This window comes from Pseudomonas sp. LSJ-87, from assembly GCF_032971465.1.
In the GTDB taxonomy this organism is placed as follows: domain Bacteria; phylum Pseudomonadota; class Gammaproteobacteria; order Pseudomonadales; family Pseudomonadaceae; genus Aquipseudomonas; species Aquipseudomonas putida_Z.
In genome coordinates this window covers 255,410-267,242 of record NZ_JAWJYQ010000003.1, presented here as the reverse complement: position 1 = coordinate 267,242, position 11,833 = coordinate 255,410, and the positions used below count along the sequence as shown (strand labels likewise).

Annotated in this window: 10 protein-coding genes; 8 read left to right on the top strand and 2 right to left on the bottom strand. The window is 64.6% G+C overall.

Annotation, left to right across the window (positions count from 1 at the left end; translation table 11 throughout):
• Positions 1 to 137 precede the first annotated feature (137 nt).
• From gcvH to RYH74_RS04240, 6 genes are all read left to right on the top strand, one after another.
• Complete coding sequence (gene gcvH, locus RYH74_RS04265) at positions 138 to 521, top strand: glycine cleavage system protein GcvH (protein WP_075043885.1); 384 nt, start codon at positions 138 to 140, stop codon at positions 519 to 521.
• An 11-nt stretch (positions 522 to 532) separates the two neighbouring features.
• Positions 533 to 3,388, top strand: coding sequence for an aminomethyl-transferring glycine dehydrogenase (gene gcvP / locus RYH74_RS04260; RefSeq protein ID WP_085616775.1), 2,856 nt, complete (start codon positions 533 to 535; stop codon positions 3,386 to 3,388).
• 141 nt (positions 3,389 to 3,529) lie between these two features.
• Positions 3,530 to 4,906 (top strand): L-serine ammonia-lyase, encoded by a 1,377-nt coding sequence (locus tag RYH74_RS04255; protein WP_317409002.1) that lies wholly within the window; start codon positions 3,530 to 3,532, stop codon positions 4,904 to 4,906.
• Positions 4,907 to 4,933: 27 nt separating this feature from the next.
• A complete protein-coding gene (gene gcvT, locus RYH74_RS04250; protein ID WP_317409001.1) occupies positions 4,934 to 6,055 on the top strand; it encodes a glycine cleavage system aminomethyltransferase GcvT in 1,122 nt (373 codons plus the stop codon).
• A gap of 356 nt (positions 6,056 to 6,411) precedes the next feature.
• A complete protein-coding gene (locus RYH74_RS04245) occupies positions 6,412 to 6,624 on the top strand; it encodes a cold-shock protein (protein WP_003257941.1) in 213 nt (70 codons plus the stop codon).
• Positions 6,625 to 6,715: 91 nt separating this feature from the next.
• Positions 6,716 to 7,204 (top strand): RDD family protein, encoded by a 489-nt coding sequence (locus tag RYH74_RS04240; protein WP_075043880.1) that lies wholly within the window; start codon positions 6,716 to 6,718, stop codon positions 7,202 to 7,204.
• A 182-nt stretch (positions 7,205 to 7,386) separates the two neighbouring features.
• On the opposite strand, the gene lptG is transcribed toward RYH74_RS04240, so the two are convergent.
• The gene (gene lptG / locus RYH74_RS04235) at positions 7,387 to 8,448 is read right to left on the bottom strand and encodes an LPS export ABC transporter permease LptG (protein WP_075043879.1); all 1,062 of its coding nucleotides are present in this window, start codon (positions 8,446 to 8,448) and stop codon (positions 7,387 to 7,389) included.
• Positions 8,441 to 9,556, bottom strand: a complete 1,116-nt coding sequence (gene lptF / locus RYH74_RS04230) for an LPS export ABC transporter permease LptF (protein WP_015269075.1) — start codon at positions 9,554 to 9,556, stop codon at positions 8,441 to 8,443. Before lptF ends, lptG begins: the two co-directional genes overlap by 8 nt.
• A gap of 301 nt (positions 9,557 to 9,857) precedes the next feature.
• On the opposite strand from lptF, the gene RYH74_RS04225 reads away from it, so the two are divergent.
• Together RYH74_RS04225 and RYH74_RS04220 are read left to right on the top strand one after the other, a co-directional pair.
• Positions 9,858 to 11,351 carry a leucyl aminopeptidase gene (locus RYH74_RS04225; protein WP_025337839.1) on the top strand — a complete coding sequence of 498 codons (1,494 nt, stop codon included), beginning with the start codon at positions 9,858 to 9,860 and terminating at the stop codon, positions 11,349 to 11,351.
• Between the two features lie 49 nt (positions 11,352 to 11,400).
• Entirely contained in the window at positions 11,401 to 11,832 is a 432-nt protein-coding gene (locus RYH74_RS04220) for a DNA polymerase III subunit chi (RefSeq protein ID WP_025337838.1), read from the top strand.
• Position 11,833: the final 1 nt, after the last annotated feature.

Sequence of the window (11,833 nt, the reverse complement as noted above, 5' to 3'; positions counted from 1 at the left end):
ACAAAATGATTACGCAAAATAATTAACATCTTGATTTATAACGATTTTTAACGATTGGCCGCATTTTTGCTAAGGGAATCCCAACCCCAAGAGCGCGGAGCCACTGCGCCTAACGCCCTGCTTCCCGAGGATTCCCCATGAGCGAGTTGCGTTTCACTGAAGATCACGAATGGCTGCGCGTCGAAGCCGATGGCAGCGTCACCGTGGGCATCACCGCCTACGCCCAGAACGCCCTTGGCGATGTGGTTTTCGTGCAACTGCCAGAGTTGCAGCAGTATGAGAAAGGCAGCGAAGCGTCCACCGTCGAGTCGGTCAAGGCCGCCAGCGGTGTGTACATGCCCCTGACCGGCGAAGTGGTCCAGATCAACGACCAACTCGAAGACAGCCCGGAACTGGTCAACGAAGACCCGATGGGCGAAGGCTGGTTCTTCCGCTTCAACCCGGCCGACATGAGCGAAGTCACCGCCCTACTCGACCAAGACGCCTACGACCGCCTGATCAAAGCCAACGACGACGCCTGAGGAACCCCGCCATGACCATCAACCTCGGCACCGCCAACGAATTCATCGCCCGCCACATCGGCCCGCGCGCCGCTGACGAGCAGGCCATGCTGGCCGCCCTCGGCTTCGACTCGCTGGAAGCCATGACCGCCGCGGTCATTCCCGACAGCATCAAAGGCACCAGCGTGCTCGGCTCGCACGACGGCCAGAGCGAAGCCGACGCGCTTGCCGCGCTCAAGGCCATCGCCGGCAAGAACCAGCTGTTCAAGAGCTACATCGGCCAGGGCTACTACAACACCCACACTCCGGCGCCGATCCTGCGCAACCTGCTGGAAAACCCGGCCTGGTACACCGCCTATACCCCGTACCAGCCAGAAATCTCCCAAGGCCGCCTGGAAGCGCTGCTGAACTTCCAGACCCTGATCAGCGACCTGACCGGCCTGCCGATCGCCAACGCCTCCCTGCTCGACGAAGCCACCGCTGCGGCCGAGGCCATGACCTTCTGCAAGCGCCTGTCGAAGAACAAGGCCAGCCACGCCTTCTTCGCCTCCGTGCACTGCCACCCGCAAACCCTCGACGTGCTGCGTACCCGTGCCGAGCCGCTGGGCATCGAGATCGTGGTCGGCGACGAGCGCGAGCTGGGCGATGTCAGCGCCTTCTTCGGCGCCCTTCTGCAGTACCCGGCCAGCAACGGTGAAGTGTTCGACTACCGCGAAGTGGTCGAGCGCTTCCACGCCGCCAACGCCCTGGTCGCCGTGGCCGCCGACCTGCTGGCCCTGACCCTGCTGACCCCGCCGGGCGAGTTCGGCGCCGACGTAGCCATCGGCAGCGCCCAACGCTTCGGCGTGCCACTGGGCTTCGGTGGCCCGCACGCGGCCTACTTCTCCACCCGTGACGCGTTCAAGCGCGACATGCCGGGCCGCCTGGTCGGCGTGTCGATCGACCGCTTCGGCAAGACCGCCCTGCGCCTGGCCATGCAGACCCGCGAGCAGCACATCCGCCGCGAAAAGGCCACCAGCAACATCTGCACCGCCCAGGTGCTGCTGGCCAACATTGCCAGCATGTTCGCCGTATACCACGGCCCGGCCGGCCTCAAGCGCATCGCCGAACGTACCCATGCCCTGACCGCGATCCTGGCCGCCGGCCTGAAGACGCTGGGCGTGCAGGTGGTGGGCGCCAGCGCCTTCGACACCCTGACCCTGGCCACCGGCAGTGCCACTGCCAGCCTGCATGACAAGGCACGCGCCCAGGGCATCAACCTGCGCCAGATCGACGCCGCCCACGTGGGCCTGTCGCTGGACGAAACCAGTAGCCAGGCCGATGTCGAGGCCCTGTGGCAGCTGATCGGTGGCGACCAGGCCCAGCCGGACTTCAACGCCCTGGCCGCCAGCACCGGCTCGCTGCTGCCTGCCGCCCTGCTGCGCCAGTCGGCCATCCTCGCGCACCCGGTATTCAACCGCTACCACAGCGAAACCGAGCTGATGCGCTACCTGCGCCGCCTGGCCGACAAGGACCTGGCGCTGGACCGCAGCATGATCCCGCTGGGCTCGTGCACCATGAAGCTGAACGCCGCCAGCGAAATGATCCCGGTCACCTGGGCCGAGTTCGGCAACCTGCACCCGTTCGCCCCGGCCGAGCAGAGCCAGGGCTACCTGCAGATGACCACCGAGCTGGAAGCCATGCTCTGCGCCGCCACCGGCTATGACGCCGTGTCGCTGCAGCCCAACGCCGGTTCCCAGGGCGAGTACGCAGGCCTGCTGGCCATACGCGCCTACCACCGCAGCCGTGGCGAAGGCCACCGCGACATCTGCCTGATCCCGTCGTCGGCCCACGGCACCAACCCGGCAACCGCGCACATGGCCGGCATGCGCGTGGTGGTCACCGCCTGTGATGCCCGCGGCAACGTCGATGTCGAGGACCTGCGCGCCAAGGCCATCGAGCACCGCGAGCGCCTGGCCGCGATCATGATCACCTACCCGTCGACCCACGGCGTGTTCGAGGAAGCGATCGGCGAAATCTGCGCGATCATCCACGACAACGGTGGCCAGGTGTACATCGACGGCGCCAACATGAACGCCATGGTCGGCCTGTGCGCCCCGGGCAAGTTCGGCGGCGACGTATCCCACCTGAACCTGCACAAGACCTTCTGCATCCCGCACGGCGGTGGCGGCCCGGGCGTCGGCCCGATCGGCGTCAAGTCGCACCTGGCGCCGTTCCTGCCCGGCCACGCGCAGCTGGAAAACACCGAGGGCGCGGTTTGTGCCGCGCCGTTCGGCAGCGCCAGCATCCTGCCGATCACCTGGATGTACATCCGCATGATGGGCGGTGCCGGTCTCAAGCGTGCCTCGCAGATGGCGATCCTCAACGCCAACTACATCGCCCGTCGCCTGGAAGAGCACTATCCTGTTCTGTATACCGGCGGCAATGGCCTGGTGGCCCACGAGTGCATCCTCGACCTGCGCCCGCTGAAGGACACCAGCGGCATCAGCGTCGACGACGTGGCCAAGCGCCTGATCGACTTCGGCTTCCACGCCCCGACCATGTCCTTCCCGGTGGCGGGCACGCTGATGATCGAACCGACCGAAAGCGAGTCCAAGGAAGAACTGGACCGCTTCTGCGACGCGATGATCCAGATCCGCGAAGAAATTCGCGCGGTCGAGAACGGTAGCCTGGACAAGGACGACAACCCGCTGAAGAACGCCCCGCACACTGCGGCCGAGCTGGTTGGCGAATGGGCCCATGGCTACAGCCGCGAGCAGGCGGTGTACCCGCTGCCGAGCCTGGTGGAAGGCAAGTACTGGCCACCGGTCGGCCGGGTCGACAACGTGTTCGGCGACCGCAACCTGGTGTGCGCCTGCCCGTCGATCGAGAGCTATCAGGACGCCTGACCCGGCGCTCAGGCCTCATCGCCGGCAAGCCAGCTCCCACAGGGGCCTCACCGCACTCAAGGCTGGTGCAATACCTGTGGGAGCTGGCTTGCCGGCGATCGAGTGCGCAGCACTCGCCTTACTTACCGGAGGGAATGAGCAATGTCTTTGAGCGTCTTCGACCTGTTCAAGATCGGCATCGGCCCCTCCAGCTCGCACACGGTCGGCCCGATGCGCGCCGCCGCGCGTTTCGCCGAAGGGCTGCGCCGTGATGGCCTGCTTGCCCGCACGGTCAGCGTCAAGGCCGAGCTGTACGGCTCGCTCGGCGCCACCGGCAAGGGCCACGGCAGCGACAAGGCCGTGCTGCTGGGCCTTGAAGGCGAACACCCCGATGTCATCGACACCGACACCATCCCTGCCCGGCTGCAGGCCATCCGCGACAGCGGTCGGCTGAACCTGCTCGGCGAGCACAGCATCGCGTTCATCGAAAAGCAGCACCTGGCGATGATTCGCAAGCCGCTGGACTACCACCCCAACGGCATGATCTTCCGCGCCTTCGACGAGGCCGGCCTGCAAATCCGCAGCCGCGAGTACTACTCGGTGGGCGGCGGTTTCGTGGTCGACCAGGACGCTGCCGGCCACGACCGCATCGTCGAGGACAGCACACCGCTGACCTACCCGTTCAAGACCGCCAAGGAGCTGCTCGGCCATTGCACCGGGCAAAACCTGTCGATCAGCCAGGTAATGCTGGCCAACGAGGCGGCCTGGCGCCCCGAGGCGGAAACCCGTGCCGGGCTGCTGCGCATCTGGCAAGTGATGCAGGACTGCGTCGAAGCCGGTTGCCAGCATGAAGGCATCCTGCCGGGCGGGCTCAAGGTCAAGCGCCGGGCGCCGGCGTTGTACCGCCAGCTGAGCCGAAACCCGGAGGCCAGCCTTCGCGATGCCCTGTCGGTACTCGACTGGGTCAACCTCTATGCCCTGGCAGTGAACGAGGAAAACGCCCACGGCGGGCGTGTGGTCACCGCGCCGACCAACGGCGCGGCGGGCATTGTCCCGGCGGTGCTGCATTACTACATGCGCTTCGTACCGGGAGCCAACGAGGACGGGGTGGTGCGGTTTCTGCTCACCGCCGCGGCCATCGGCATCCTGTACAAGGAAAACGCCTCCATCTCCGGCGCCGAAGTAGGCTGCCAGGGCGAGGTCGGCGTGGCCTGCTCGATGGCCGCCGGGGCGCTGTGCGAGGTGATGGGCGGCAGCGTGCAGCAGGTGGAGAACGCTGCCGAAATCGGCATGGAACACAACCTGGGCCTGACCTGCGACCCGATTGGCGGGCTGGTCCAGGTGCCTTGCATCGAGCGCAACGCCATGGGCTCGGTGAAGGCGATCAACGCGGTGCGCATGGCCTTGCGCGGCGACGGGCAGCACTACGTGTCGCTCGACAAGGTCATCCGCACCATGCGCCAGACCGGCGCCGACATGAAAAGCAAATACAAAGAGACCGCCCGTGGCGGCCTGGCCGTCAACATCATCGAATGTTGACCCGACAACAACAGCAAGGAGTCACCGATGTCCGAAACACTGCTCAAGACCCCACTGCACGCCCTGCACCTGGAACTGGGTGCGCGCATGGTGCCGTTCGCCGGCTATGACATGCCGGTGCAGTACCCGTTGGGCGTGCTCAAGGAACACCTGCACACCCGCGAGCAGGCCGGCCTGTTCGATGTCTCGCACATGGGCCAGATCACCCTGCGCGGCAGCGATGCCGCCAAGGCCCTGGAAAGCCTGGTGCCGGTGGATATCATCGACCTGCCGGTGGGCATGCAGCGCTATGCCATGTTCACCAATGAGCAAGGCGGCATCCTCGACGACCTGATGGTCGCCAACCTGGGCGACGACACGCTGTTCCTGGTGGTCAACGCCGCCTGCAAGGACCAGGACCTGGCCCACCTGCAAGCGCACATCGGTAGCCGTTGCGAGGTGCAGCCGCTGTTCGAGCAGCGCGCTCTGCTGGCCCTGCAAGGCCCGGCGGCGGTCAAGGTGCTGGAGCGCCTGGCCCCGGAAGTGGCCGGCATGACCTTCATGCAGTTCCGCCCCGTGAAACTGCTGGGTGAAGACTGCTTCGTCAGCCGCTCGGGCTACACCGGCGAAGACGGCTACGAAATCTCGGTACCGGTACATGCCGCCGAAGCCCTGGCCCGCCGCCTGCTGGCCGAGCCGGAAGTACAGCCGATCGGCCTGGGTGCGCGTGACTCGCTGCGCCTGGAAGCCGGCCTGTGCCTGTATGGCCACGACATGAACACCGAAACCACGCCGGTGGAAGCCAGCCTGTTGTGGGCCATTTCCAAGGTTCGCCGTGCCGATGGCGCGCGTGCCGCCGGTTTCCCGGGTGCCGAGGCCATCTTCGCTCATCAGCGCGATGGTGTGGCGCGCAAACGTGTGTGCCTGTTGCCGCAGGAGCGTACCCCGGTACGTGAAGGCGCGGATATTGTCGATGCAAACGATAAACCTGTAGGCAAAGTGTGCAGCGGCGGCTTTGGCCCGACACTCGGTGCACCTGTAGCAATGGGTTATATCGATAGTGAACATAGCGCTATCGACACCTCATTGTTTGCCGTGGTGCGCGGCAAGAAGGTTGCCTTGAAAGTCAGCAAAATGCCTTTCGTGGCACAACGTTACTACCGGGGCTGAAGCCGCTTTGTGAAGGTTGCGGGCAGGTTCGACATATTCGTTTTCGAACCTGTCCAATAACTTTTGAACATGGCGCCAGGCCAGGCGCCATGCCGTTTCCGACAAATCGGTCGGTTATCGGCAAACGGCCGATTTTCCATACGACCAAGGGCTTGTTTTTCGCTCGGGAGTTGGCGTAGAGTCACTGCACTGTGTTTGCATGGGTCGCAACAGTTCGTGACCTGGGCCAGTAGCCGCAATCTGCTACAACCCGTTCGACGTCTCTTACTTTCCTGCAACCCAGCCCAGTAATCTTTTGCTTCCTTTATTGCAAAAGAAACTGTCATCAAAATTCAAGCTTCATAGGAAATAAGACAATGGCTGAGCGTCAGAACGGTACCGTCAAGTGGTTCAATGACGAAAAAGGTTACGGCTTCATCACCCCAGAAAGCGGTCCGGATCTGTTCGTGCACTTCCGCGCTATCGAAGGTAACGGCTTCAAGAGCCTGAAAGAAGGCCAGAAGGTCACCTTCGAAGCAGTCCAGGGCCAGAAAGGCATGCAGGCTGACAAAGTTCAGGTCGCCGGCTAAGCCGAACCCTACTTCGAGAAAAGCCCCTGCCAAGTGCAGGGGCTTTTTTTTGCCCGTAGAATAGCGGCTTCGTCTTCTGGAGCCGTTTTGCATGTCCAAGCCTCTGCTCACACCCCAGGGTGATTTTCCGCCGGTCGGCCTGGGCCGGCGCCTGGCGGCGATGTTCTACGACTTCCTGCTGTGCACGGCGCTGCTGATCGTGACCGCCGGTGCCTACAAGATGATCCAGATGGCGATCATCGGCGAAGCCCGCATGCGTGAGCTGACCGAGGCTGGCGCACTGGACGGCGACCCGCTGTTGTCCACGGTGTTGCTGTTCGTCCTGTTCGGTTTCTTTGCCAAGTTCTGGACCCATGGCGGGCAGACCCTGGGCATGCAGGTGTGGGGCGTGCGGGTGCAGAACGCCGATGGCACGGCCATCAGCCTGTGGCAGGCGCTGCTGCGCTTCGTGGTGTCGATTGCCTCGTGGCTGTGCCTGGGGCTGGGTTTTTTCTGGGTGCTGATCGACAAGCGCCAGCGGGGCTGGCATGACATCTATTCGGAAAGCCAGTTGGTGCGGGTGCCGAAGCAGAAGAAATGAACTGAGACTTGTATTGCCTGCTCCGGCCTCTTCGCGGGTAAACCCGCTCCCACAGGTACAGCACAGGCATCACGACCGGTGCGATTCCTGTGGGAGCGGGTTTACCCGCGAAGGGGCCAGCACAGCCGAACACCCATGAAAAAGCCGACCCTGAGGTCGGCTTTTTTGTACAGCTCAGGCCATCAACCTGCCCGGCGCAACAACCACACACCAGCCAGCGCGCAGATGCCTGCCGGGATCACCACCGCCAGCAGCGGCGGGAAGCCGAACACCTGGCTCGAAGGCCCCAACAGGTCCTGGGCGATGCGGAACACGAAGCCCACCAGTACACCGGTGAACACGCGCTGGCCAAGGGTTACCGAACGCAGCGGGCCGAAGATGAAGGAAATGGCCATCAGCACCAGCGCCGCGGTCACCATCGGCTGCAACACCTTGGTCCAGAACGCCAGCCAGTAACGGGCATTGTTCAGGCCTTGGTCGGACAGGTAGTGGATGTAGTCCCACAGCCCGGTGATGGACAGCGACTCCGGCGCCAGGATCACGGTATTGAGCAGTTGCGGTGTGAGCGAAACGTCCCAGCGTTCCTTCGGCGCGGTCACCACTTCGGTGTGGTCGCCACGGAAGAAGGTGGTGCGCACGTCGCTGAGCATCCAGTGGTCGTCCTGGTACTGTGCACGGCGGGCAAAGCTCGAGGTGACGATCTTGCGCTCGCTGTCGAAGCGGTAACGGGTCACACCCAGCAGCAGGCCGTTGGGCTGCACGGCGTTGATGTGCACGTATTCCTCGCCCTGGCGGTGCCACATGCCGCGCTTGGAGCTTTGCGCATCACCACCGCCCTGGGCCAGGGAACGGTCGGCCTGGGCCTTGTTCTCGGTCACCGGCGCCACGTACTCGCCGATCAGCAGGCCGACCAGCATCAGTACCAGCATCGGCTTCATCACCGCCCAGACGATGCGCCCGATGGAAACCCCGGCAGCACGCATGATGGTCAGTTCGCTGCTGCTGGCCAGGCTGCCCAGGCCGATCAGGCAGCCGATCAAGGCGGCCATCGGCAGCATTTCGTACAGGCGCCGCGGTGCGGTCAGCAGGACGAAGTTGCCCGCCTCCATCACCGTGTAGGTGTCACTCAGGTCGCTCATCTCGTCGATGAAGGCAAACAGCGAAGCCAGGCCGAGGATGATCCCCAGCACGGCAAGGATGGCCAGCAGCACGCTCTGGCCGATGTAGCGGTCGAGCTTACCCATGGGCCACCTCCGCACGACGGGCGGCGCGTTTGAGACGCAGCGGCTCCCAGTACATCAGGCCCAGGCCGATCAGCAGGAACAGGCCGTGGACCCACCACATGCCCAGGGCGATCGGCAGTTTGCCCTTCTCGAGGGCGCCGCGTACGGAAATCAGCATTGTCAGGTAGGCCATGTACAGAAGAATTGCCGGCAGCAGCTTGAGGAAGCGGCCCTGGCGCGGGTTGACCCGGGACAGCGGCACCGCCAGCATGGTGACGATGAACACCAGGATCGGCAGCGACAGCCGCCATTGCAGCTCGGCGCGCTCACGCAGGCCTTTCTTGCCGATCAGCTCGGAAGTGGGGATGGCTTCGCGATCGGTCACTTCCTCGGCGACTTCCGGCTTGGGCAGCAGCACGCCGTAGGTGTCGTACTTGATTGCACGGTAATCGGCCTGGCCCGGGTTGCCGTCGTAACGGTAACCGTTTTCCAGCACCAGGTAGCGGTTGCCGTCGGCCTGGATTTCCTGGTGGCCTTTTTCGGCAACCAGCACCGACGGGGCGCGGTCCTTGGTCTTGTCCTGGTTGAAGCGCTTCTCGGAAATGAACACCCCGGCCAGGTTGATGCGGTCGTCCGACAGCTCTTCGGTGTAGGTCACCCGCGAGCCGTCGCGCAGGGTCTGGAAGCGGCCCGGCACCAGGGTATCGAACTCGGTCAGGGCATCCTGCTGGGCGATGATCTGCTGCACCTGGGCCACGCCCAGCGGTGCCAGGCTCAAGCTCAACCACGCTACCAGCAGGGCGACCAGGGCGGCCGGCGCCATGGTCAGGCCCAGCAGGCGCTGCTGGCTCATGCCGGTGGCCGACAGCACGGTCATCTCGCTTTCCAGGTACAGGCGCCCGTACGCCAGGAGAATGCCGAGGAACAGCCCCAGAGGCAGGATCAGTTGCAGGAAACCCGGCAGGCGGAAGCCCATGATCAGGAACAGCACGCTCGGGTCGAGCACACCCTGGGCAGCCTGGGCCAGGTACTTGATGAAGCGCCCGCTCATGATGATCACCAGCAGCACGGCGCTGACGGCGCTCAAGGTCACCAGGACCTCGCGGGACAGATAACGAAAGACGATCAAACCAGACACTCCTGGGTTGTCAGGGCGGACTGCCAATCAATGGCGCCAGACAATGACTTAGTACAGCCAAGACCAATGCCGGTTCGCCAAAGGCGAACCTCCATGTAAAGTGCGCGCATTATCCTGTGATTGACCGCCCCTGTCACTTCGCCGCGCATGAAGGCGCACAACGGGGTTGTCAGCACGCTTGCCGCAGGCTCAAACTGGCAGCTTTTCCGCTGGCGCGCGACGACGCGGCCAGGCCCGTCCAGAGCGCTGGAACACACAGCGCCGACTGTATCGATCATTCGGGGATCCTGACATGGAACTGGTTGTAAAAAGCGTAGCTGCTGCATCCGTAAAAACCGCCACCCTGGTCCTCCCGGTAGGTGAAAACCGCAAGCTCGGCGCCGTGGCCAAAGCCGTCGACCAGGCCAGCGAAGGCGCCATCAGTGCCGTGCTCAAGCGTGGCGACCTGGCCGGCAAGCCGGGCCAGACCCTGCTCCTGCAGAACCTCGCGGGCCTGAAGGCCGAGCGCGTGCTGCTGGTGGGCAGCGGCAAGGACGAAGCCCTGGGCGACCGCGCCTGGCGCAAACTGGTCGCCAGCGTCGCCGGCGTGCTCAAGGGCCTGAACGGCGCTGACGCAGTGCTGGCCCTGGACGACATCGCGGTCAGCAACCGCGATGCCCACTATGGCAAGTACCGCCTGCTGGCCGAAACCCTGCTCGACGGCGAATACGTGTTCGATCGCTTCAAGAGCCAGAAGGCCGAGCCGCGCGCCCTGAAGAAGGTCACCCTGCTGGCCGACAAGGCCGGCCAGGCCGAGGTCGAGCGTGCCGTCAAGCATGCCAGCGCCATCGCCACCGGCATGGCTTTCACCCGCGACCTGGGCAACCTGCCGCCCAACCTGTGCCACCCAAGCTTCCTGGCCGAACAGGCCAAGGACCTGGGCAAGGCGCACAAGGCGCTGAAAGTCGAAGTGCTGGACGAGAAGAAGATCAAGGACCTGGGCATGGGCGCGTTCTACGCCGTCGGCCAGGGCAGCGACCAGCCGCCACGCCTGATCGTGCTCAACTACCAGGGCGGCAAGAAGGCGGACAAGCCGTTCGTGCTGGTGGGCAAGGGCATTACCTTCGACACCGGCGGCATCAGCCTCAAGCCTGGTGCCGGCATGGACGAAATGAAGTACGACATGTGCGGTGCCGCCAGCGTCCTCGGCACCCTGCGTGCGGTGCTCGAGTTGCAGCTGCCGGTCAACCTGGTGTGCCTGCTGGCCTGCGCCGAGAACATGCCGAGCGGCGGCGCCACCCGCCCGGGTGACATCGTCACCACCATGAGCGGGCAGACCGTGGAAATCCTCAACACCGACGCCGAAGGCCGCCTGGTGCTGTGCGACACCCTGACCTACGCCGAGCGCTTCAAGCCGCAGGCAGTCATCGACATCGCCACCCTGACCGGTGCCTGCATCGTCGCCCTGGGCAGCCACACCACCGGCCTGATGGGCAACAACGACGACCTGGTCGGCCAGTTGCTCGACGCCGGCAAGCGCGCCGACGACCGTGCCTGGCAGCTGCCGCTGTTCGATGAGTACCAGGAGCAGCTGGACAGCCCGTTCGCCGACATGGGCAACATCGGCGGGCCGAAGGCCGGCACCATCACCGCCGGCTGCTTCCTGTCGCGCTTTGCCAAGGCCTACGACTGGGCGCACATGGACATCGCCGGCACCGCCTGGGTCAGCGGTGGCAAGGACAAGGGCGCCACTGGCCGCCCTGTGCCCCTGCTGACCCAGTACCTGCTGGACCGCGCTGGCGCCTGACGCCATGAAGCCGGTGGCGCCCCGCGCGCCACCGGCCGGCGATACCACCATGAGCAAAGTCGATTTCTACATCCTGCCCACCGACTCGCTGTCGGCGCGGCTCGATTTCGCCTGCAAGCTGTGCGAAAAGGCCTGGCGCCTTGGCCACCGGGTCTACCTGCATTGCCAGGACGCCGAGCAGCGCAGCGAGCTGGACCAACGCCTGTGGCGCTTCAAGGGCGAGGCCTTCGTGCCCCACGACCTCGCGGAGGTACATGCCGATGCCAGCGTGGCATTGGGCCTGGCCGCCGACAGTGCAGGCGATCACCACGACCTGTTGATCAACCTGGGCGCCGGCGTACCGGCCTTCGTCGGCCAGTTCGAACGGGTGGCCGAAATAGTCGTTGAAGAGCCTGGCATCCGCCAATCGGCCCGTGAACGATTCCGTTTCTACCGTGAACAGGGCTATGCTCTGCAAGACCACCGCTTACAGCGACTTTGAC

Coding starts and splice junctions, on each gene's coding strand:
- gcvH (WP_075043885.1), top strand. CDS start 138: ATGAGCGAGTTGCGTTTCACTGAAGATCACGAATGGCTGCGCGTCGAA.
- gcvP (WP_085616775.1), top strand. CDS start 533: ATGACCATCAACCTCGGCACCGCCAACGAATTCATCGCCCGCCACATC.
- RYH74_RS04255 (WP_317409002.1), top strand. CDS start 3,530: ATGTCTTTGAGCGTCTTCGACCTGTTCAAGATCGGCATCGGCCCCTCC.
- gcvT (WP_317409001.1), top strand. CDS start 4,934: ATGTCCGAAACACTGCTCAAGACCCCACTGCACGCCCTGCACCTGGAA.
- RYH74_RS04245 (WP_003257941.1), top strand. CDS start 6,412: ATGGCTGAGCGTCAGAACGGTACCGTCAAGTGGTTCAATGACGAAAAA.
- RYH74_RS04240 (WP_075043880.1), top strand. CDS start 6,716: ATGTCCAAGCCTCTGCTCACACCCCAGGGTGATTTTCCGCCGGTCGGC.
- lptG (WP_075043879.1), bottom strand. CDS start 8,448: ATGGGTAAGCTCGACCGCTACATCGGCCAGAGCGTGCTGCTGGCCATC.
- RYH74_RS04225 (WP_025337839.1), top strand. CDS start 9,858: ATGGAACTGGTTGTAAAAAGCGTAGCTGCTGCATCCGTAAAAACCGCC.
- RYH74_RS04220 (WP_025337838.1), top strand. CDS start 11,401: ATGAGCAAAGTCGATTTCTACATCCTGCCCACCGACTCGCTGTCGGCG.